The sequence below is a fragment of the Actinomadura rugatobispora genome (genome assembly GCF_042656285.1).
GTDB classification, from domain to species: Bacteria; Actinomycetota; Actinomycetes; order Streptosporangiales; family Streptosporangiaceae; genus Spirillospora; species Spirillospora rugatobispora.
On the sequence record NZ_JBHSON010000024.1, the window covers coordinates 99,851 to 121,089 of the forward strand.

18 protein-coding genes are annotated in these 21,239 nt (G+C 72.6%); 10 read left to right on the forward strand and 8 right to left on the reverse strand.

The window, feature by feature from the left end; translation table 11 throughout:
• Positions 1–134 precede the first annotated feature (134 nt).
• The gene (locus ACFPZN_RS19110) at positions 135–872 is read left to right on the forward strand and encodes a hypothetical protein (protein ID WP_378283359.1); all 738 of its coding nucleotides are present in this window, start codon (positions 135–137) and stop codon (positions 870–872) included.
• 77 nt (positions 873–949) lie between these two features.
• Here ACFPZN_RS19110 and ACFPZN_RS19115 read toward each other — a convergent pair whose 3' ends face one another.
• A complete protein-coding gene (locus tag ACFPZN_RS19115) occupies positions 950–1,708 on the reverse strand; it encodes a hypothetical protein (protein WP_378283360.1) in 759 nt (252 codons plus the stop codon).
• Between the two features lie 99 nt (positions 1,709–1,807).
• Here ACFPZN_RS19115 and ACFPZN_RS19120 point away from each other — a divergent pair, with 99 nt between their 5' ends.
• The 4 genes from ACFPZN_RS19120 to ACFPZN_RS19135 all read left to right on the forward strand — a co-directional run bounded on the left by ACFPZN_RS19120 (position 1,808) and on the right by ACFPZN_RS19135 (position 8,138).
• Positions 1,808–3,823, forward strand: a complete 2,016-nt coding sequence (locus ACFPZN_RS19120) for an outer membrane protein assembly factor BamB family protein (RefSeq protein ID WP_378283361.1) — start codon at positions 1,808–1,810, stop codon at positions 3,821–3,823.
• The gene (locus tag ACFPZN_RS19125) at positions 3,820–5,226 is read left to right on the forward strand and encodes an outer membrane protein assembly factor BamB family protein (protein ID WP_378283362.1); all 1,407 of its coding nucleotides are present in this window, start codon (positions 3,820–3,822) and stop codon (positions 5,224–5,226) included. The genes ACFPZN_RS19120 and ACFPZN_RS19125 overlap by 4 nt, the downstream gene beginning before the upstream one ends.
• A gap of 2 nt (positions 5,227–5,228) precedes the next feature.
• The gene (locus ACFPZN_RS19130) at positions 5,229–7,460 is read left to right on the forward strand and encodes a serine/threonine-protein kinase (RefSeq protein WP_378283363.1); all 2,232 of its coding nucleotides are present in this window, start codon (positions 5,229–5,231) and stop codon (positions 7,458–7,460) included.
• Between the two features lie 72 nt (positions 7,461–7,532).
• Positions 7,533–8,138: a TetR/AcrR family transcriptional regulator gene (locus ACFPZN_RS19135; RefSeq protein ID WP_378283364.1), complete on the forward strand. Its 606-nt coding sequence runs from the start codon at positions 7,533–7,535 to the stop codon at positions 8,136–8,138.
• Between the two features lie 171 nt (positions 8,139–8,309).
• On the opposite strand, the gene ACFPZN_RS19140 is transcribed toward ACFPZN_RS19135, so the two are convergent.
• Entirely contained in the window at positions 8,310–9,932 is a 1,623-nt protein-coding gene (locus tag ACFPZN_RS19140) for a GMC oxidoreductase (RefSeq protein ID WP_378283365.1), read from the reverse strand.
• Between the two features lie 237 nt (positions 9,933–10,169).
• On the opposite strand from ACFPZN_RS19140, the gene ACFPZN_RS19145 reads away from it, so the two are divergent.
• From ACFPZN_RS19145 to ACFPZN_RS19165, 5 genes are all read left to right on the forward strand, one after another.
• Positions 10,170–11,429, forward strand: coding sequence for a lipase family protein (locus tag ACFPZN_RS19145; RefSeq protein ID WP_378283367.1), 1,260 nt, complete (start codon positions 10,170–10,172; stop codon positions 11,427–11,429).
• A gap of 254 nt (positions 11,430–11,683) precedes the next feature.
• Positions 11,684–13,150, forward strand: a complete 1,467-nt coding sequence (locus tag ACFPZN_RS19150; protein ID WP_378283368.1) for a class I adenylate-forming enzyme family protein — start codon at positions 11,684–11,686, stop codon at positions 13,148–13,150.
• A gap of 10 nt (positions 13,151–13,160) precedes the next feature.
• On the forward strand, positions 13,161–14,165 hold the full coding sequence (locus ACFPZN_RS19155) for an LLM class flavin-dependent oxidoreductase (RefSeq protein WP_378283369.1): 1,005 nt from the start codon (positions 13,161–13,163) through the stop codon (positions 14,163–14,165).
• Between the two features lie 260 nt (positions 14,166–14,425).
• The gene (locus ACFPZN_RS19160) at positions 14,426–15,892 is read left to right on the forward strand and encodes an MFS transporter (RefSeq protein WP_378283370.1); all 1,467 of its coding nucleotides are present in this window, start codon (positions 14,426–14,428) and stop codon (positions 15,890–15,892) included.
• Positions 15,893–16,132: 240 nt separating this feature from the next.
• The gene (locus ACFPZN_RS19165; protein WP_378283371.1) at positions 16,133–17,158 is read left to right on the forward strand and encodes a phosphotransferase; all 1,026 of its coding nucleotides are present in this window, start codon (positions 16,133–16,135) and stop codon (positions 17,156–17,158) included.
• On the opposite strand, the gene ACFPZN_RS19170 is transcribed toward ACFPZN_RS19165, so the two are convergent.
• The 6 genes from ACFPZN_RS19170 to ACFPZN_RS19195 all read right to left on the reverse strand — a co-directional run.
• Positions 17,139–17,963, reverse strand: a complete 825-nt coding sequence (locus ACFPZN_RS19170) for a TetR/AcrR family transcriptional regulator (RefSeq protein WP_378283372.1) — start codon at positions 17,961–17,963, stop codon at positions 17,139–17,141. The genes ACFPZN_RS19165 and ACFPZN_RS19170 overlap by 20 nt on opposite strands.
• Positions 17,960–18,412, reverse strand: coding sequence for a nitroreductase family deazaflavin-dependent oxidoreductase (locus ACFPZN_RS19175; RefSeq protein ID WP_378283373.1), 453 nt, complete (start codon positions 18,410–18,412; stop codon positions 17,960–17,962). The genes ACFPZN_RS19170 and ACFPZN_RS19175 overlap by 4 nt, the downstream gene beginning before the upstream one ends.
• Positions 18,413–18,446: 34 nt before the next feature.
• A complete protein-coding gene (locus ACFPZN_RS19180) occupies positions 18,447–19,703 on the reverse strand; it encodes a cytochrome P450 (RefSeq protein WP_378283374.1) in 1,257 nt (418 codons plus the stop codon).
• A gap of 18 nt (positions 19,704–19,721) precedes the next feature.
• Positions 19,722–20,510 carry an SDR family NAD(P)-dependent oxidoreductase gene (locus ACFPZN_RS19185; RefSeq protein WP_378283375.1) on the reverse strand — a complete coding sequence of 263 codons (789 nt, stop codon included), beginning with the start codon at positions 20,508–20,510 and terminating at the stop codon, positions 19,722–19,724.
• Positions 20,507–20,731, reverse strand: a complete 225-nt coding sequence (locus tag ACFPZN_RS19190; RefSeq protein ID WP_378283376.1) for a ferredoxin — start codon at positions 20,729–20,731, stop codon at positions 20,507–20,509. Before ACFPZN_RS19190 ends, ACFPZN_RS19185 begins: the two co-directional genes overlap by 4 nt.
• Positions 20,732–20,747: 16 nt before the next feature.
• Positions 20,748–21,239, reverse strand: a 492-nt coding sequence (locus tag ACFPZN_RS19195) for an amidohydrolase family protein (protein ID WP_378283377.1), incomplete at its 5' end; no start/stop codon positions are given.

Here is a 21,239-nt window from a genome sequence, read left to right on the forward strand (position 1 = left end):
GGTGGCCGGACGCGTTCCGCGAACGGCGAAGTGAGCGTACATTCTCAAACCCGGCGGCGGAACCCGGGTTGCGGATCGGCGAACCCGCGGACTCTACACATCAGGGGACGGACAAACGAAAGGACCCGTGACCTGTGCGATCGATCCTGGGCGACCTCGGCCTCGAATCCCCGCTCGTGGGGACGGCGGTGACGGCGCACATCATGTCGAGCGGCCCTGACGGGTTCCGCTGCCTCGTCTACGACGTCGGCACCCTGCCCCCTCGGGAGGCGCTCCTGCCCCGCGCCGACGCCTACGACCTGCCCGAGGGCGCCCCCGCCCCGGAACTGGCCGCGGGCGACACCGTCATCGCGCTGGTCGTCGGCGTGTCCGGCGCCACGGGCACCGAGCGGCTCATGCTGTCGGCCACGGCACCCGAACTGGTCGAGCGCGTCCTCGCGGGCTTCGTCGACGAGATCCTCAGGGGCAAGGTCGTCACCAAGGCCGTCGCACGGGTCGCCGGAACCAAGACCAAGGTCGCCGTCGCCCCCACCACCAAGGGCGTCGACGCCCGCGGCGCCTGCATCGGCCGCGGCGCCAGCCGCCTCAAAGGGGCCGAGAAGCTCCTGAACCGGGCCTTCGGCCGGGAGCGCCTGGAGATCATCGAGTACTCCGGCGACCCGGTGACGTTCATGACCAACGCCATGAACCCCGTGCAGGTCACCGAGGTCCTCATCCGCGGCGACGACGCGGTCGTCGCCGTCGAGGAGCACCAGCTCTCCGGCGGCATCGGTGAAGGCGGCCTGAACGCCCAGCTCGCCGGCCGCCTCACGGGCCACTACGTCCGCGTCGTCAAGGCCGGCACCGACCTGCGCGCGCTCCTCGGCCCCTGATGCTCACTGGTGGTGGCGGGAGGCGGGTCAGGCCGGACGGTCGTGAGGGTGAGGGACTTCGGCGGGCGGACCCACCGTCAGGATTCGGCGGGGCGGGGCGGGCGGCGGGCGGGGAGCAGGGCCAGGTGTTCTTCTCGGACGAGGCCGAAGCGCAGGGCCGTGTCGACCGCGGCGGCGCGTTTGCCGTCCCGGCGTTCTTCCTCGAAGGGCTGCTTGACGCGGAGTTTCTGTTCCGCCAGGTAGTCGATGTGGAAATTGACCGCGCGCAGGGTGGGGTTGCGGCCAGGGAGGGTGCTGAGGCGTTCCATGACCTGGCGGGAGGTGGGGACGGCGGTGGACGACTCGTCCCGGAGGCGCGGTTCGCAGAGGGCGACGAGGACGAGGAAGTAGGTCGCGTCCTGGTCCAGGGAGAAGGCCGAGATGGTGGTGGAGCCGTCGGGTTCGTGGACCTCGATGTCGGACGACTCCAGGTAGACGTGCTGGGAGGCGTACACCTGGAAGGAGGCGGTCGGGCCCTGGGTGGACAGGACGACGCGGGAGAACTCGAAGGGCACCGGGCAGGAGGCGCGGAGCGGCGGGATGCGCAGGTACTCGCCGGCGCCCTCGGGGTTCTCCACCACGTAGGTGCGTTCGTGGCTGAAGTTGCTGAGCCGCCAGTGGTCGTCGACGGCGAGGATCTCTCCGGCCAGGCGCGGGACGGTGGGATTGTCCAGGTGCAGGTCGACGACGCGGCCGGGGGCGCCGCGTCCGAAGCTGAGGGTCTCGCCCGGCGCCAGCTCCTTGCGCACGGGGTCGCGTCGCGAGTCCGGAGGCAGGTACACCAGTACGCTCGACACGCTGTCACCTCATGGCATTCGTCCGTTTGTGGATCGTTGCACGCCTCGAGAAGACGCTACACGGGCGTCCTTCGCCGTCGATCCTCCTGAAGGAGTGGAATGGAGCCGTTACGTGCTGACGATCCGGCGCGGATCGGCGGCTACCGGCTGGTGGCGCGGCTGGGGGCGGGCGGCACGGGGCGGGTGTTCCTGGGGCACGCGCCGTCGGGTGACCTCGTCGCCGTGAAGGTCGTGCACGCGCGGTTCGCCCACCGGCAGGACCGGCGGGAGCGGTTCGCGCGGGAGATCACCGCGGTGCGCGGGATCGATCCGGCGTACGTGGCGCCGGTGGTGGACCACGACGTGGACGCGGACGAGCCGTGGCTGGCCACCGCCTACCTTCCCGGTCTCACGTTGCGGCAGGTGGTGGAGGTGCACGGGCCGTTGCCCGCGGAGTCGCTGCGGGCGCTGGGGGCGGCGCTGGCGCGGGCGCTCGCGTCGATCCACCGGGCCGGGGTCGTGCACCGGGACCTCAAGCCGTCGAACCTGGTGGTGACGCCGGACGGCCCGCGCGTGGTGGACTTCGGCATCGCCCGTCCGGACGGGGCCGAGACGATCACCGTGCCCGGGTCGCTGCTCGGGACCCCCGGCTACATCCCGCCCGAGCGGATCCGCGATCGGCGGTCGGGCCGGGAGGGCGACGTGTTCGCGTTCGGGGCGGTGCTGGTGTACGCGGCGACGGGCGAGGGGCCGTTCGGTGTGGGCTCGGCGCCGTCGCTGCTCTACCGCACGCAGTCCGAGGATCCGCGGCTGGACGGGCTGCGCGCGGCCGTCGACGACCAGGGGCTCATCGGGATCGTCGAGGATTGCCTGGTGCGGGAGCCGGGGCGGCGGCCGACGGCAGACGAGCTCGTGGAACGGTTCACCGGGGCGCCCGATCCGGCGGGGACGCGGTGGCTGCCCGACGAGGTGGCGGCGAGCGTCACCGACGCGGGGAGCCCGCGCAAGGCGCCGGATGCGGCGCCGGTCAGGCGGCCGTCCCGGCGGACCCTGCTCACGCTCGGTGTGGGCGGTGGGGTGCTGGCCGCCCTCGGGCCGTCGACGAAGAGCGCGCTCTCGGCGGGGACGGCCCGGCGGCCGCCGTCCGGTGACCGGGCGCCGTTGTGGACGTACGGCAGTCCCGACAGTGAAAACGAGCACTGGTTCACCCGGCCGACCGTTATAGGGGATGTGGTCTATCTCGGTTCGACTCTGGGAGTCCACGCGCTGGACTGCGCGCGGGGCCGGTTGCTGTGGACGGCCAACCGGGGCTCGCCCGTCCTTTCGGGCGTCTCGGTGCTGAAGGCGGGGACGGTGATGTTCAGCGACGGGCGGATGTGGGCGTTGCGCGCCACCGACGGGACGCCCGAGCCCGGCTGGCGGGAGCCGACCGTCAACTCCACCGGCGCCCCCGTCGCGGAGGGCGAGCAGGTCTTCGTGTTCGACACGGTCGGGCACCTGTCGGCCTACGACGGCCGGACGGGCGGCCGCCGGTGGCGGCTGCCGCTGGCCGCCCCCGGCGGGGGCGGCGGCATCGAGGCGGTCCGTGTCCGGGGCGGTCTCGATCCGGTGGTCGCGGGCGGTCTCGTCTACGTCGCGCCGCACGGGGTGTTCGCGGTCGATCCCAGGGCGCGGGCCGTCCGGTGGCGGTTCGGCGGGGCGACCGCCGCTCCGGTGGTGCGGGGCGGGCTCGTCTACACCGCGGACACCGGTCGCGTGCACGCGCTCGACGCGGCCCGGGGGACCGTGCGGTGGAGCCGCGACCTCGGAGCCCGGATATCGAGCGGCGTGACGGTCGCGGACGGTCTCGTGCTCGCCGGTGACGACGCCGGGCGCCTGCACGCCCTGGACGCGGCGACCGGGCGGCCGCGCTGGCGCGTCGACACCAACGGGCCGCTGCGGGCCGCCCCCGCGGCCGCCGGTGGCGTGGTCTTCGCCGGTGCGGACAACGACCGTCTCTACGCGGTCGGGACGGCGGACGGGAGGGTGCGCTGGAGCCATCCTGTGGGCCGCCAGACCGAGGTCCGCGTGCAGGTGTGGCGGGACCGGGCGCTGGCGTGCGTCGACCTGACCCGGCTGTGCGCGTTCGGGCTATGAGCGCCCGTGAGCCGGGGCGGCTGAGCCGGCGCCGCGCGATCGCGGGGCTGGGCGGGGCCGCGGTCGTCGGTGGCGCCGCCGCCTGGCCCTGGGGCCGCGGACGGGACGGGGGCCCGCGCCTTCCCGCCGCGGGCGGGCCGCTGCTGTGGACGGCCAACGTGAGTTACGCCCAGGACGAGTTCTTCGGCCCGGCCGTGGCAGGGCACCTGCTGCTGGTCGAGCGGCCGTACGCCGCGCGCGAATCAGAGCGGCGGGACGTCCTGTCGTGCCTGGACACCGCGACGGGGCGCAGGTTGTGGTCCGTCCGTCTCGACGGCTCGCCGGGGACGCTGCGGAGGGTGCTGGTCTCCGGTGCCGTCGCCCTGGTGCGGACGCGTTCGGCCCTGCACGCGTTCGACCTTCGCACGGGACGCCTGCTGTGGCGCCGGGAGCGGAACGCCGGCGGTCCGCGCTCCCTGACGGTCACGGTCGGCGGGGGGCTCGTCCACGACAGCGCCAATGAGGAGAACGCGTCGAGCATCGCGTCGCGGCACGCTCTCCAGGGCTATGAGGTGGGCAGCGGGCGGCTGCGCTGGACGACGGTCGTGCAGCCGCGGGTGTCGACGGCCGAAGCCCCGATCTACGCGGCCGGGCTGCTCCTCGGTACCGCCGTCATGGCGGGCGTGTCGTCGAACTCGGAGACGTTCGCCTATGCCGTGGACGCGGCCACCGGGCGGCAACGCTGGTCGCGCCGCCTGGGCGTGCGGCACTCGTTCACCGGCGTCGGCGTGGCGCATGACGCGGGCACCTTCTATGTCTTCTCCCAGGAGACCGGTGACCTGCATGCCGTGGACGTGTCCACGGGCGCGATCCGATGGCGGGCCAGAGCGAAACGCTCTTCCGGCAGGGGCACCCCCTCGGTCGATGAGAGGACGCTGCGTGCGGGCGTTCCCGTGGTCTCGGGGGCGACCGTCTACGTGTGCGACGAGTACGGCGTCCTGCACGCCTTCGACGTGCGCAACGGCCGGGAGCGCTGGACCTTCACCACCGACGCCAGGCCCCGCTACGCGCACCTGCTTCCCGGGCCGCGCACCGGGGGAGACGACCTGGTCTACTTCCGGGCCGGGCACACCGGCAGGAGCAGTGGCGGCACCCTCTACGCCCTGAGCGCGCGCCAAAGACGGCCCCTCTGGCAGCGGCCCGCTGACCATTCCTACAGCGGCCCGCTCCTCTCAGGGAACCTGCTGTACGTGCCGGACGCGGAGGCCATCACCGTGTACGACCCGGTCGGCGGGGCCGTCCGCCACCGCGTGGAGCTCAGGGGTCTGGGATTGGGCGGCGGAAGCACCGAACTGGTCAGTGACGGTACGCGCGTCCACGCCCTGGCCCGCATTCAGGTCCTCGCCCTTCGTTTGGAGAGCTGACGTTGGAGGCACTGCGTCCCGGCGACCCGGCGAGCATCGGCGGATACGAATGCGTCGGCCGCCTCGGGTCCGGTGGCATGGGGGAGGTGTTCCTCGCCCGTGCGGGTGACGGCGCGCTGGTGGCCTTGAAGCTCATCCACGCCGACCTCGCCGGGGACGCGGGCTTCCGCGCCCGCTTCGCCCGGGAGGCGGCGGCGGTGCGGCGGGTGAGCGGCCCGTACACCGCCCCTCTGCTGGACGCGGGTGACGTTCCGCGGCCCTGGCTGGCCACCGCCTACCTTCCGGGGCTGTCCCTGGACCAGGCCGTCACCAGGCACGGCCCGCTGGGCGTCGAGGCCACGCGGCGGCTCGGGGCCGCGCTCGCCGAGGCCCTCGGGGCGATCCACCGGGCCGGGGTCGTGCATCGCGATCTGAAACCGGCGAACATCCTGCTGACCCCCGACGGGCCGCGGGTCGTGGACTTCGGCATCGCGGGCGGCCCCGAGATCAGCACCGTCGACGGGACCGCCGGGCGGGCCGCCGGGTCGCCCGCGTACATGGCGCCCGAGCAGATCACCGGCGCCCCCGTCACCCCCGCCGCGGACGTCTTCGCGCTCGGCGGGGTCCTGCTGTTCTGCCGCACCGGATCGCCGCCGTTCGGTGCGGCTCCGCTGCCGGAACTGCTCGGCCGGATCGCGCACGGGCGTCCCGAACTGGGCGGTGTCGGCGACGCGGGCCTGCGGGACGTCGTCGCCGCGTGCCTGGCCGGGGACCCGGCCCGGCGGCCCGGCACGGAGCGGCTGGCCGCCCTGCTGTCGCCGAGCGCCGCAGGCACGGGCTGGCTGCCGGTGCCCGTGACCCACGACATCGCCGAACAGGCCACGCCGATCCCGCCTCCGGCGCCGGGCCGCCGCCCGCATCCGCGGCGCCGTGCCGTCCTGCGCGTCACCGGAGCAGCGGCGGCGGCGCTCGCGGGCATGGGGGCGGTCCGCGCGTTCGCGGACGCCGACTCTCCGCAGGCGGACGTCCTCTGGGCTGCCCGTGCCACGCTGGTGTCCGGCTACGAGTTCGGACCCGTCCTGGGCCGCGGCCTGCTTCTTCTGGACCGGACCGTCGTCACCCATTCGGGCGGCCCACGGCTGGACCTGTGCTGCCTGGACACCGCGACGGGACGCTACCGGTGGCGCCGCCCCCTCAACGTCTTCGGACGCTATCGGGGGGAGGTGGTCGCAGGCCCCGGGGGAGTCCGGGTGCGCAGCATCGACGAGCTCCACGAGGTGGACGCCGACAACGGAACCGTGCACTGGTCACAGCGACGCCGGTTTCCGGGACTCATACCTGCGACGGCCTATGCGAACGGCCTCCTGTACGACATCGGCGCCGTCGCCGGTTCCGATGACGCGGGCACCCTGCACGCGCTTGAGCCCCGTACCGGGCGAGAGGTCTGGAAGCGCGACATCGAAGGCAGGCCGGTGAGTCCCATCGTCGTCGCGGGGAGCGTCCTCTACCTCATCAGCGCCTCAGCACGAGAACGGCGTGAGCGCGTGCACGCACTGGACGCCGCCACCGGCGCCGTGCGCTGGGTGACGGGCTTCGCCGATGACAACGTGGTCGGGAAGCCGCCCTCCTCACCCATCTACACCGATGCGGCCCTGTCCGTGGCGGACGGCACCGTGTACGTCTCCGTCGAGGGCCGCCACGTCCACGCCCTCGACGCCCGTACCGGAGCGACCCGCTGGAGCGTCCGTCCACAGGTGAACCCCAACGTGCTGGGAGGCGCCAACCCGAGCGTGGCCTTTCCTGTGGCGGCCGGTGATGTGCTGCTCCTGGGCACGGGAGACGGCGTGCTGCGCGCCTTCGACCGCCGTGACGGCCGCCAGCGGTGGGCCGTCGAAACGGGGGCGCCGCCGGGCCCCGTGGGCGACTTCCGCCGCCGCCTCACTCCGCTCGTCTCCGACGGGACGGTCTTCGTCTGCGGCGGCGACGGCGTCCGGGCCCTGCGGGCCGGCGACGGCCGCGTGCGCTGGGAGCGCGGAACCGACCCGTCCGCGGGCGAGCCCGTGCTCGCCGGGGGGCGGCTGCACGTCCCCGGCAAGTGGGAGGTCACGTCGCACGACCCGCTCAGCGGCCGGATCGTGCAGCGGCTCGACCTGCGCCCCCACGGGCGTCCCCCCACCGCCGTGCTCCCCGGAAAGGACGCCCTGTACGTCCTCGCCGGGCCGGACGCCGTCATAGCCGTCGGCCTGCCCGGATGAGCAGGCCAGGCTTGACGGGCCCGGGTGCCCGCCACGGGCCGGGCCTGAGATGATGCCTCGATCATGGGTGAGATGAGCCGGCGCGCGGGAGCGGCCCGGGAACGGGTGCTGGCCGTGGCCCTGAAGCTGTTCGCGCGGCACGGTGTCGCCGGCACCTCGCTCCAGATGATCGCGGACGAGCTCGGGGTGACCAAGGCCGCCGTCTACCACCAGTTCCAGAGCAAGGAGGACATCGTCTGGGCGGTGATCGCGCCCGCGCTGGACGAGCTCACGAGGGTGGCCGAGGCGGCGGAGGCGCGCAAGCGGCGGTCCGACCAGCTCGGCGCCGTGCTGTCCGGCGTCGTGGACCTGGTCGTGAGCCACCGCCGGCTGACCGCCGTCATCCGGACCGATCCCACCATCAGCGCCCTCATGCGGGAGCGTCCCGCCCTGCGGGCGCTGGAGGCGCGCATCGACCGCGTCATCACCGGGCCCGACCCGGACACCGAGACGGTCGTCAGCGCCGCCATGGTCAGCTCCGCCCTGCTGGCCGTCGGCATGGACCCGCGGCTGGACGGCCTCGACGACGAGACTCTGCGCCGCCATCTGCTCGGCATCGCCCGCCGCCTGCTGCGCCTGCGGCCGCTGCCGCGGTCGCGGCCGGGCGGCGTGCCCGGCCGCGACGCGCACCCCGCCTAGGCTGTGTCTCAAAGTCCCGGCCTACGGCGCTCGCCTGGCGGCTCGCCCCAAACCGGGCCTTGGCGAGCGCGGCATCGCTTCGCGATCTGGCCGGTGACGCTCGCCTCCGGCGTCGCGCCACCGGCCAGGTAACGCGCTCGCGCGGTACCTGAGGCCACTTAGAGACAGGCCCTAGAAGACGGATCCGACGTCGGTGCGGACGAGGGTGGCCATGCTGTGCTCGGCCAGCGCGGCGATGGTCATGGACGGGTTGCAGGCGCCGGTGGAGCCGGGGATGCGCGCGCCGTCCAGGACGTAGAGGCCGCGGTGGCCCAGCACCCGCCCGAACCGGTCGACCGCGCCGCCCATGGGCACGCCGCCCAGGGAGTGCCAGGTGGACGGCTCCAGCGCGTTGGTGTCGACCAGGATCCCGCCGCCGGTCTGGGTGAACCGGTCGAAGCGCTTGCGCATGAGCGCCTGGAGTTCGGCGTCGCCGCTGGAGGGCCAGGTCAGCTTGGCGTCGTCCTTGAGGACGTCGTACCTCCAGGTGCCGGCGGGCTTGTTGATGCCGAAGCCGACGACGATCATCGCCTTGGCGAAGTCGGGCAGCTCGACGGGCAGCCCCGCGTGGATGATCGTGTACGGGATGGGGTCGTCGGTGGCGCGCCCGCCGACGCAGGCGGGGCCGCCCTGGGGCCGTCCGGGGTCGTCGTTCATCAGCGCCCAGGCGTAGATCCGGTCGCCGTTGTTGCCCCACTGGGTGCCGACGGCGTCGGGCAGGTCGGGCACCAGGCGCTTGGCGCGCGCCTTGACCAGCAGCCGGGTCGTGCCGGGTGAGCCGGCGTTGAGGAACAGCGCGTCGGTGGTGATCCGCTTGCGCTCCTGCAGCTCGCCGTCGGTGTTGATGCGGTCGACGTGCACGACCCAGCGCTTCTGCGCGTCCATCGCGATGTCGCGGACGACGTGCAGCGTCTCGACCCGGATGTTGCCGGTGGCCTCGGCGGCGGCCAGGTAGGTGACGTCGATGGAGTGCTTGCCGCCGTTGTTGACGCCGAAGCTGATGTCGTTGGTGGTGTAGGTCGGCGTGTACCTGCCCTCAAGCTCGCCGCGGACGAAGCTCCAGTCGACCGGCAGCGGCACCCGGAACGGCTCCAGGCCGACCTTGGGGGCGGCGTCCAGGAACATCCGGGACGAGCGGTAGGGGGCGGAGGCCAGCACGTCGTCGGGCACCGTGGAGACCTTCAGCATCCTGGCCACGGTGGGGTAGGCCCAGCTGTTCAGGGCGTCGTAGTCGTGCGCGGCCGTCGGCATGGAGAGGGCGAAGTGCTCCTCGGACGGCTGCAGCGTCATGCCGTGGTACATCAGCGACCCGCCGCCGACGGCGGCGCCGCAGTTGAGGGTCATGCCGTTCTCTTGGAGGGTCTCGATCAGCCCGGTGTAGGGCTTCCAGAACTTGATGATGCCGGGGAGCATGCTGCGGTTGGTCAGCCACGAGGTGCGGCGGTCGACGTTGGCCATCCGGGGGAAGGTCGTGGCGTTGGGGCCGGTGGGCCAGCGCAGGCCGCGTTCCAGGACGAGGGTCCGTACGCCGGCCTGGGCCAGCCGCAGGGCGGTCACGCCGCCGCCGAAGCCGGTGCCGATGATGACGGCCCGTTCGCGCTGCTCGGTGGTCGGCACCCTGCGGGCGGGGGCGGTGCGGGCCCAGGCCGTGCCGGGGGCCGCGGCGCCGAGCGCGCCGAGCGCGGCGGCGCCCAGGACGCGGCGGCGGCCGATGCCGGGGGCGGTCTGCGGGTTCTGGGGGATGTCGTCGGTCACGGAACTCAGTCCTCGTCTGTGCTGCCCGGCGGGGCGGGAACGGGGGGCATTCGTAGCCGATCGGCTACTTGGTAAGTAGCCGATTGGCTAGGCAGCAGTTCACACCATCCGCGGCGCGAAAGTTTGTTGGCGGGCGCTAAATCGGGGCCCGGAGATCCGCTCTCATGCCAGTACCCCCGCGGCTTCCGCCGGGAGAAGGTGTGGTCATCCGCCACCCGCCCCCCTGGAGTGCCCCCCATGCGCCTGCTGCCGTCGTCATTGAGAAGAGGAGCGGCCGGCGCGGCCGCGGTGTCGCTCGGCGCGGCCCTGGCGCTGACGGCGTTCGCGGCCCCGGCCCGCGCGGACGACCCGCCCGCCGGATCGGTGCCGCCCGACGAGGACCCGTTCTACGCCGCGCCCGCGAACATCGCCTCGTACCGGCCGGGCCAGATCGTGGGCAGCAGGAAGATCACCCCGAAGGTCGGCGACTACGCCACCACCACCGACACCTGGCAGATCTCCTACCGCAGCAACGACTCCCACATGGCGCCGAACCTGATCGTCACGAGCCTGCTCGTGCCGAAGAAGGCGTGGACGGGCGGCGGCCCGCGGCCGATCGTGTCGGTGCAGGCCGCCGAGGACGCCACCGGCACCCAGTGCGCCCCCTCCTACGGGCTGTCGTCGGGCAGCGTCATCGCCGGCTGGCCGGCGGCGTGGTCGGCGCACCTGCTCAACCAGGGCTGGGCCGTGGCGATGCCCGACCACGAGGGGCCCAAGTCGGTGTTCATGGCCGGCCCGCAGGCGGCGCACGCCGTCCTGGACGGCATCCGCGCCGTGAAGAACTTCACCGGCGCACCGGGCATCGGCCAGGGCAACCCCTGGACGCTGAACGGTTACTCCGGAGGCGCCCAGGCCACCGGCTGGGCCGCGCAGACGCAGCCGTCCTACGCCCCGGAGATCACGCTGAAGGGCGCCGCGATGGGCGGCACCCCGGCCGACCCCGAGGCGGTGGCCCGCTTCCTGGACGGCGGCGTCTTCTCCGGCTTCGAGGCCGCCGCGGCCACCAGCCTCGCCACCGAGTTCCCCGAGATGGACCTCGAGCCGCTCATGAACGAGGCGGGCCGCAAGGCGCTCGCCGACGCCCGCGGCAAGTGCCTGACCGAGCTGCTGACCGGGTTCGCGTTCAAGAAGCTGGCGGACTACAGCGTCGTGGCGGACCCGCTGGCGGTGCCGCGCGTGCGGGCCGTGCTGAAGCGCAACACGATGGGCGCCGCAGCCCCGGCGACGCCGATCTTCAACTACCACGCCGACACCGACGAGATCGTGCCCGTCGGCCAGGCGAACAAGCTCGTCCAGGACTGGTGCGCGAAGGGCGCCACGATCCAGACCGTCCGCGACAAGGTCGGCGAGCACGCCCTGGAGATGGTCCTCCGCAACGGCGACACGCTGAAGTTCCTGGCCGACCGGTACGCCGGCAAGCCCGCCGCCAACACCTGCCAGGCCGCCGCGGGCGCCTGACCCCGCTGCCCTCTGCCTCTCCCGGCGCTCCCGCTCGCTCGACGCGGCCACCGCTCCCCCGGTGGCCGCGTCGTCGTTTGTCAGGCCGTTTGTAGAACGCTGTTCTGACAGTTGTAGAACATAGCTGCCGTTGACACGTATCGGTAGTTCTGTTTTGGTAGAGGAACGTTCTACTTAGGACGTCTTGGCAGGTGGTCACCCCGCTCGTCCGTGGTGGCCCGCACCCCGGTGCGCGATCGGCTGGAGTGAGTGACGTGACCGTGCAGGACGCGAAGGTGACCCAGGGCAGGCAGATCGCGCGGATCGCCGAGGCGCGCCCGGACGAGGCGGCCTACCTCCAGGTGCGTCTCGACGGCACCGAGGAGGCGGTCACCTACCGGTGGCTGGACGACCGGTCGAGCCGCCTGGCCGGGGCGCTCGCCGAGCGCGGCGTCGGCCAGGGCGACCGGGTCGGGCTGGGCCTGCGCAACTCGCCGCAGTTCGCGATCAGCGCCCTGGCGACGTGGAAGCTGGGCGCGGTGCCGGTGCCGGTGCGCTGGGACGTGCCGGACTGGGAGCTGGAGCGGCTCCGCGAGGTGATCGACTGCCGGGTCTACCTCGGCCAGGACGACCTGGAGTGGATCGAGGCCACCGCCGCCCGGGACGTTCCGGAGCTGCCCGACGTGGTGGCCCCGCACCTGCAGGGGATCTGCAGCAGCGGCTCCACCGGCACCCCGAAGATCATCCTGAGCTCGGCGCCCGGGTACTTCGACCCGGTGTACAGCACGCCGATGGCCGAGGCGTGGATGCCGGTCGCGCGGCCGCAGACGGTCCTGGTGCTGGCGCCGATGTACCACGTGAACGCGTTCGTGACGCTGCAGAACCTGCTCGCGGGCGACCGGCTGGTGGTGATGGAGAAGTTCGACGCCAGGCTGGCCCTCGAACTGATCGAGCGGCACCGCGTCACGACGTTCACCGCGACGCCCACGATGCTGCAGCGGATGGCGGACGCCCCCGGGGCCGACGACCGCGACCTGTCCAGCCTGGCGTTCTTCCAGCAGGGCGCGGCGCCGATGCCGCCGTCGCTGGTGCACCGGTGGGCGAAGCTGATCGGCCCGGAGCGCATCGTCATGGCCTACGGGATGACCGAGGCGATCGGCATCACCGCGCTGCGCGGCGACGAGTGGATGGAGCACGAGGGCAGCGTCGGGCGCGGCATGCGCGGCACCGAGGTGAAGATCCTCGACCAGGACGGCCGGGAGCTGCCGGCGGGCGAGATCGGCGAGATCTTCCTGCGCTCCCCGTCGTACGGCGGCTCGACCTACCTCGGCCAGGCGCCGCAGCTGCCGGAGACGCCGGACGGCTTCCGCGGCGTGGGGGACATGGGCTACGTCGACGCCGACGGCTACCTGTACCTCGTGGACCGCCGGGTCGACATGATCATCACGGGCGGCGCGAACGTGTTCCCGGCCGAGGTCGAGTCGGCGCTGATCGACCATCCGAAGATCGCCGACATCGTGGTGATCGGGCTGCGCGACCCCGAGTGGGGGCGGCGGGTGCACGCCGTCATCGAGCCGGCGGACCCGGCGGCGCCCCCGACGTTCGACGAGGTGCGCGCCTACGCCAAGAGCCGGCTCGCGGCGTACAAGGTCCCGAAGACGATCGAGCTGGTCGACGCCATCCCGCGCAGCGCGGCGACGAAGGTCAACCGCGGCCGGCTGGTCGAGACCCGCGGCGGCTGAGGAGGCGGCGGTGGACGGGCGCGGCGCGGCGGACGAGCAGAGCCCGGCGGACGGGCAAGGCGCGGCGGGCGGGCAGGGCGCGGCGGACGGCATCTCGATCGGGTTCGTCGCGGGCGGCGACCTGCGGCGCGCGGCGGCGCTGGAGGCGCTGCCGATCGACTCGCTGTGGACCGGCGGGCACGTCGCCTCGCGCAACCCCTCGACGGAGGCGATGATGAGCCTCGCCCGCCTGTCGGCGGTCACCGAGCGGGTGCGGCTGGGCACGTCCGTGCTGCTCCTGCCGCTGTATCCGCCCGCGGTGGTGGCCAAGCAGGTGGCCGATCTCGATCGCGCGACCGGGGGGCGGCTGGTCCTCGGCGTGGGCGTCGGCGGGGAGTACCCGCAGGAGTTCCGCGCCTGCCAGGTCCCCCTCGGCGAGCGGGGGCGGCGCACCGACGAGGCGATCCCGCTGCTGCGCCGGCTGTGGACCGCCGAGGAGATCACGCACGAGGGCGCCTTCTACCCGATGCGCGAGGTGAAGGTGCATCCCGCGCCGGAGCAGCCCGGGGGCCCGCCGATCGTCGTCGCGGGCCGCAAGGAGCCGGCGATGCGGCGGGCCGCGCTGCTCGGCGACGGCTGGATCCCCTACCTGTACTCGCCGCGCCGCTACGCGGACTCGGTCCGGACGATCCGCCGGATCGCGGGCGAGGCGGGCCGCGACCTCGGCGGCTTCGAGTGGTACGCCTTCGTCTTCGTCAACGTGGACGACGACGGCCGGCGGGCCCGGGAGCAGGCGGCGCGCACGATGGGCGGCAACTACGACCAGGACTTCGGGCCGATGGTCGACCGCGTCGCGGCGGCGGGCACGCCCGAGGAGGTCGCGCTCAGGCTGCGGGAGTTCGTGGACGCCGGCGCGCGGCATTTCGTCTTCATGCCCGCGCCCGGAACCGGTGACGCCGACACGGTCGTGCACCGCCTTATGGACGAGGTCGTGCCGGCTGTCCGCGAATACGGCCCGACCGGCCACGGTACGTGAGAATCCCGTGCTCTGAACAGGACAATGATCTTCTCCCTGCTTATGGACATATGGGCTTCTCCTTATTAGGCTACGACGCATATAGCCTCTCCGGAGCAGGCCGAATTTGATGGGGGTCGAATTGGTCCGCACCGCGGAGGGGACCGCACCGGACCGATCCCACCCGACCAATTCCTGACGCGACCCGGGGCCCGCGACCGCCGTGCCTCGACAGTCACCCGGCCGAACTCCCCACCCCACCCCAGCGCCCGGAGACGTCGATGACCATCTCGCCGGACAGATCCAGCACGCCCACCGGAAGCCCCCACGCGCGCATCCTGATCGTCCTCATCGCGATCGAGGTCTTCGCGGTCTTCGAGACCGCCATGGCGATCGCCGCCATCCCGACCTTCATGAGGGTCTTCGAGGCCGACGCCGCGGCCGTCGGCTGGACCACCACCGCCTACCTCCTCGTGGGAGCCGCCTCCGCCGCCACCGCCGGGCGCCTCGGCGACATCTTCGGGCGCAGGAACGTCCTGGTGTTCGTCCTGGCGGCCGCCGCCTGCGGCTCGCTCATCAGCGTGCTGGCCGCCGACCTGTGGATGGTGACGCTCGGCCGCGGCGTGCAGGGCCTGGCCGCCGGCGCGCTGCCGCTGTCGTTCGCCCTGGTCCGCGAGCTGCTGCCGGAGCGGCGGGTGCCGCTGGCGATCGCGCTGCTCGGCGGCATCGTCCCGATCTGCGCCGGCGGCGGCGCCCTGCTCGCCGGGGTGCTGCTCGACCACAGCGGCTGGCGCCTGATGTTCATCGTGGCCACGGCGATGGGGACCGCCGCGGCGCTGACCGGGCTGATCGGGCTGCCGCGCACGCCCGGGCTCAGGCCCCGGCCCTCCGTCGACATGGTCGGCGCCGTGCTGCTCGTCCCGGCGACCGGCGGCGTGCTGTTCGGCGTCACCCAGGGCGAGAAGTGGGGCTGGACCGACCCGCGGGTGCTCCTGCCGATCGGGCTCGGGCTGGCCGCGCTGGCCCTCTGGGTGTGGTGGGAGCGCCGCGTCCGGGAGCCGATCGTGGACGTCCGCCAGTTCGGCGACCGCAAGGTGGCGCTGACCACCCTGGCGACGGTCCTGGTCGGCCTCGGGCCGATGGGCGCGTCCTCGATCATGGTTCCGGTGATCATGCAGCTGCCCGAGCGCGCGCCGGTCGGGCACGGGCTGACGGCCACGACCTCCGGCGTGGTGATGCTGTTCATCGCCGTGATCGGCTACGGCGGTGCGGCGGTGAGCGGGCGGATCGCCCAGCTGATGGGCGCCCGCTGGTCGCTGCTGACCGCCTGCGTCCTCTACATCGCCGGCGGCACCATGTGGATCTTCCTGGTGCAGAACCTGCCGGGCACCATCGGCTGCCTGATCCTCATCAACGTGGGCTCCGCCTTCGCCTTCAGCGCGCTGCCGATCCTGATCGTCGAGGTGGTGCCGTCCGCGCAGACCGGCGCGGCGACCGGGATGAACCGGGTGACGCTGAACGTCTCGATCGCCTGCGGCCTGTCGCTGACCTCGGTGATCATGGCCACCCGGACCGTGCCCGGCACGCACCTGCCGACCGAGGCGGCGATCACCTCCGCGTGCCTGCTCATCATCGGCGCGGCCGTGGTGAGCCTGGTCCTCGCCGCGCTCATCGGCAGCGTCCGCCGGACGCCCGTGCCGGCGGCGCCGCCGGCCCCCGGCCTCGGCCCGAAGCGGGCGGCCGCCTAACGAACCCACCCCCGAGGAACCACCCCCCAGTCATCCGGACACGAGCCGGCCCCCGGGCGCGAAACGCGGCACGCCATTCCCGAGAATGGCCCCGCAATGGCCCGGGGAACGGCCGCGGAAACGTCCGGAATCCAGGCCGGCGCCGTCCAGAGAGCCGACGGCGCCGGGCCTGCAGAGAACGCACACGGCAAGCAAAGGGAGAAAATGCCGAACCAAGGTTCCCTTCCAGTTCCCAGCACGATGACGGACCTGATGTCGCCGGAATGGCTCAATTCGGCGCTCGCCCCGCGTTTTCCGGGCATCCGGATCACCAGCGTCACCCCCGGGCCGGTGGTGAGCCGGGTGTCGACCAACGCCCGCTTCAGCATCGAGTGCGAGGGCGGTCTCCCCAGCGGGTTGTCATCGGAGCTGTGCGGAAAGGGCTACTTCTCCGACATCGGCACCTGGGACGCCCGCCGCGCCGGGGTCCCCGAGGTGTCCTTCTACCGGAACATGGCGGCCACCAGCGGCGTGCGGACCCTGCGCAGCGTGTACGCCGACATCGACCCCGAGACCCAGCACGGCGTGGTCATCACCGAGGACGTCGTCGCCCAGGGCGGCACGTTCCTGGACGCCACCAGCGACTACACCCCCGACCAGACCGCGCAGAGCCTCGAGCAGCTCGCCAGGCTGCACTCGGCGACCTGGGGCGACCCCGCCGCCCGCGAGGCGGACTGGCTGGCGCCGCGGCTCCAGGGCCATCTCACCCACCGCGGCGTCAAGGAGATCCGCGGCAACTTCGAGAGCGAGATCGGCGCGGGGGTTCCCGACGAGGTCCGCGACCCCGACCTGCTCTACGCGGTCTACGGGGCGCTGGCCAGGGAGACGGCCGACGAGTCGCCGTGGTCGGTGATCCACGGGGACGCCCACGTCGGCAACCTCTACCTCGACGGCGAGGGGAAGCCGTCGTTCGTGGACTGGCAGCTGGTGCAGCGCGGCCCGTGGTACCTGGACGTCGGCTACCACATCGCGTCCACGCTCACCGTGGAGGACCGGCGGCGGAGCGAGAAGGACCTCCTGCGCCACTACCTCGACAGGCTGGGCGCGGCCGGGATCGTCGCCCCGTCCTGGGACGACGCGTGGCTGGGCTTCCGCCGCGGCATCATCCACGGCTTCTACCTCTGGAGCATCACCCTGAAGGTGGCCCCGGAGATCACCAGCACGCTCCAGCGCAGGCTCGGGACGGCCGCGGCCGACCACGAGTCGTTCAAGGCCGTGTCTCGCTGAGGGGGGTCTCTCTGAGGGGGGTTGTGTCCGGGTCGCCGCGGAAGGCCGCGAGGCAGAACCCCCACAGGTGATCGGCGATGTCCTCGAAGCGCTCGTGGGGGGTGGCGAAGGCGTAGTGATGGTAAACGGACATCACCAGCTTCATCACGAACCACGCGTCGCTGGCCGGATTCGCCGGCTTGAGCAGGCCCAGGGCGGCCGCCTCGCGCAGCTCCCGCTCGATCAGGTCGGCGACGGGCTGGTTGACCTGGGCCATCTCGTCGGGGAAGAGCTGGTGGAGGCGCCAGTGCTCGGCGGTGACGAACCGCGGCCCGAAGGCGCCTCCCGGGGCGTCGGCCGCGGCGCCGTCCTGGTCCTGCGCGGCGGCGCCGCCCGGCTCGCCCAGCGACTCGAGGGTGCTGGTGAAGAAGTAGCGCAGCCGCGTCACGGGGTCGGGCAGCTCGCTCATGGCGGCGTCGGTGCGGGCGGCCGCCGTGGTGATCTCCTCCTCGAAGACGGCGAGGAGGAGCTGGTCCTTGCCGGCGAAGTGCCGGTAGAACGTCTGCAGCGCGATCCCGGCCTCCTTCGCCAGCTCCTGCGTGGTGAAGGAGGACCCCTTGGTGCGGATGAGCCGACGGGCCGCGTCCACGATCCCCTTCACCTGCCGGACGCTGCGCGTGCGCGAGCGCTGGACTGAAGGGGACCGGTCCGCGGCCCGGTCGGCCCAGGATGCCGGCGGGTCGCCGGTCGTGCCGGGACCCGCCGCCGTGCCGCCGCCGGCCGGCGTGTCGCGGCCGGCGGCGGGCATCGCATCCTTCGTCGTCACGTGGTGGTGCCTTCTCGCCTCGGGGACAGCACGACGACCGGGATGACCCGCTCGGTGCGCGTCTGGTAAGTATCGTAGTTGGGCCAGTAGCTCGTCGCGATTTTCCACAGCCGGGACCGCTCCGGCTCCGGGGCCGTCCGCGCCACGACGGGGATCTTCTCGGCCTTGACCTGGATCTCCACGTTCGGGTCGGCCTCGAGGTTCAGATACCACGCCGGGTGCTTGGGCATGCCGCCCGTGGAGGCCACGACGAGGTAGTCGTCGCCGTCCCGCCCGAAGATCAGGGCGGAGGTGCGCTCCTGCCCGCTCTTGCGGCCCTTGGTGGTGAGCAGCAGGATGTTCGCGCCGTTCCACTCGTAGCCGACCTCGCCGTCGGTCTCCCGGTAGCGCTTCACGTGCGCGGCGCCGACGAGGTCGAGGTCGGGCTTCTGGTAACCGGCTTCGGTCACGTGCGTGCTCCTTCGCAGAGGCTCATGGGGGAGGTCATCCGAAGACGACGGGGATCTCGGTGGCGCCGCGCTCGTACATGCCGATGAACCGGGGCGGCTCGCGGTCGGGGTCGAGCCGCAGGTTCGGCAGCCGGTCCAGCAGGGCGCCGATCCCGACCCGCATCTCCGCGCGGGCGACGTGCATGCCCAGGCAGATGTGGGCGCCGCCGCCGAAGGCGAAGGACGCCTTGGTCTTGCGGGTGATGTCGTAGTCGTCGGGGTTGTCCCAGCGGGCCGGGTCGCGGTTGGCCGCGCCCAGGCAGATGTGCAGCACCGAGCCCTCGGGCAGGTGGACGCCGTGGAAGTCGATGTCGCGGGTGACGTACCGGGAGAACATCGGGTCGGTGGGCACCCAGCGCAGGGCCTCCTCGATCGCCGGGCGCAGCAGCGTCCGGTCCTCGTTGACCTTCTTCAGCACCTCGGGGCGCTGGAGGAGGGCGGTGAGGGTGATGCCCATCTGCTTCCAGGTGGTGCCCGACCCGGCGGTCAGCAGCAGGACGGCGAAGGAGTAGATCTCGTCGTCGGTGAGGCGCTGCGGGACGCCGTTGTCGTCCTTCATCTCGGCCTCGACCAGGATGCTGATCAGGTCGTCCTGCGGGTTCTCCCGGCGGGCGGCCACGATCGGCTTGATCATCTCGACCAGGTCGCCCGGCCGGGACTGGGCCTCCCGGATGTCGAGGGCCTGGTCGACGGGGACGCCGAAGCTGCCGGTGATGGTCAGGACCGGGATGGCGGCGCAGAAGTCCACGTTCAGCTCGGCGCGGCCCTCGGCGGCGAACCCGTCGATGAGGTGGTGGACGGTCTCCTCGATCCAGTTGCGGATCCACCACTCGGCCTTGGCCGGCACGAAGGACGGCTGGACCAGCTGGCGGTAGCGGCGGTGCTGGTCACCGCCCATCGACAGCATGCTGTTCATGGCGTCGTAGTTGCCGTTGTTGGGGTCGACCGGCTGCAGCGAGGCGGAGAACACCTCGGCGTTGCGGTACGCGGCGTCGCACGCCTCCCAGGTGAAGGCGGAGAAGTGCGGCCGGTCGGGGTGCGGCAGGCCCTGGAAGAACGCCGGCCCCTCGAACCCGGTCAGCTCGTGGACGATCCCCGGGTGCACCGGGGCCTGCTCCCGCAGCCGCTTCCAGATCGGGTACGGGTCGTCCCGGTACCCGCCGCCCATGTGCGCGTTGTAGGAGCTGCGCAGGTCGAACAGTTCGCGTACGCGGTCACGGTCGAGCTGTTCCGTCGTGCTGTTCTCGGTCATGTCGCTCTTCTCTTCACGTCACTTCGCCACGTAGCCGCCGTCGACCGGCAGCAGCACGCCGGTGATGTTGGCGGCCCGGTCGGAGGCCAGGTAGACGGCGGCCTCGGCGCAGTCCTCGGCCGTGATGGGACGGCCCAGCGGGTGGTTCTCCGCCGTCTGCCGGGTCACCGCCTCCTGGGCGGCGCCGCCGGTGTCCAGCCCTCCGGCGGCCATGAAGCCGGTGAAGGGCATCCCGGCCGGGCAGATGGCGTTGGCCCGGATGCCGAACGGCGCCCCTTCGATGGCGACGGCGCGGGTGAGCTGGTGCACCGCGCCCTTGGTGGCGCCGTACACCGACCCGCCCCAGGCGACCATGCCCGCGACCGAGCCGGTGTTGAGGATGACGCCGCCGGTGCCCTGCCGCTTGAACTGCAGGACCGCGTGCTTGGAGCCGTAGAACACGCCGCCGAAGTTGACCCCGACCAGGCGCAGGAAGTCCTCGGCGGTGTGGTCCTCCAGCTTGGCGCCCAGGCGCGGTGTCGGGACGCCCACGTTGTTGTAGATGACGTCGAGCCGGTCGAAGCGTTCGGCGGCCGCCGCCACCATCGAGACGACGTCGTCCTCGCGGGAGACGTCGCACTCGACGGCGACGGCGGTGCCCCCGGCCTCCTCGATCCGGCGGACCGTCTCCTTGACCGTCTCCAGCCGGATGTCGGCGCACACCACGCGCGCGCCCTCCTCGGCGAACCGGACCGCGGCGGCCTCGCCGACCCCGGAGCCGGCGCCGGTGACGATGGCGTTCTTGCCTTCGAGCAGCTTGCCGCTCACTTCTCTGCTCCGTCCGTGTCCGGTGCGTGGTCGGTCAGCCGGATCGCGCCGGTGGGACAGGCGTCCACCACGGTCCGGAGGGCGTCGAGGGAATCCGCCGCCGGGTCGACGACGACGGCCTTGGCCTCGTCGTCATGGGCGAAGGTCTCGGGCGCGTACACGATGCACATGCCGCTGCCCAGGCACAGTTCCCGGTCGACGGTGACGGTCGGGTCGGTCATGTCGGGTCCGGTCCGTTCAGGCGGTGGCCAGGACGGGCGGCTCGGCCGGGGTGAACCGGTAGAGGCGCTCGGCGTTGCCGCGCAGGATCTTGTACTGGGTCTCCTCCGGCAGGTGGTTGATCCGGTTCTTGATCACGCTGATCGAGTCGGGCCACGTGGTGTCGGAGTGCGGGTAGTCGGTCTCGCACATGATGTTGTCCTCGGGGATGTGACCGAGTTCGATGCTGGCGATCGCGTGCGCGTCGTCGATGATGCAGCCGAAGATGTGGTCCCGGAAGGTGCCCCGGATGTCCAGGGTGTCCAGGTCGATGCCGCTGGCGCCGGCGTGCTGCTGGAAGCGGACGCCCTTCTTGACCCAGTGGCGCTGCTTGTCGAGGACCTGCTCGGCGCGCTCCAGGAAGTAGGGGATCCAGCCGGCCTCGCCCTCCGACAGGGCGATCTTGAGGTTGGGGTAGCGCTGGAACAGCCCGCTGAACAGGAACGACAGCATCGTCCCGGAGGTGCGGGT

Bases quoted from the DNA above. Each gene is read 5' to 3' on its own strand.
- ACFPZN_RS19120 (WP_378283361.1), top strand. From the start codon at position 1,808: ATGGAGCCGTTACGTGCTGACGATCCGGCGCGGATCGGCGGCTACCGG.
- ACFPZN_RS19125 (WP_378283362.1), top strand. From the start codon at position 3,820: ATGAGCGCCCGTGAGCCGGGGCGGCTGAGCCGGCGCCGCGCGATCGCG.
- ACFPZN_RS19135 (WP_378283364.1), top strand. From the start codon at position 7,533: ATGAGCCGGCGCGCGGGAGCGGCCCGGGAACGGGTGCTGGCCGTGGCC.
- ACFPZN_RS19145 (WP_378283367.1), top strand. From the start codon at position 10,170: ATGCGCCTGCTGCCGTCGTCATTGAGAAGAGGAGCGGCCGGCGCGGCC.
- ACFPZN_RS19160 (WP_378283370.1), top strand. From the start codon at position 14,426: ATGACCATCTCGCCGGACAGATCCAGCACGCCCACCGGAAGCCCCCAC.
- ACFPZN_RS19165 (WP_378283371.1), top strand. From the start codon at position 16,133: ATGACGGACCTGATGTCGCCGGAATGGCTCAATTCGGCGCTCGCCCCG.
- ACFPZN_RS19180 (WP_378283374.1), bottom strand. From the start codon at position 19,703: ATGACCGAGAACAGCACGACGGAACAGCTCGACCGTGACCGCGTACGC.
- ACFPZN_RS19190 (WP_378283376.1), bottom strand. From the start codon at position 20,731: ATGACCGACCCGACCGTCACCGTCGACCGGGAACTGTGCCTGGGCAGC.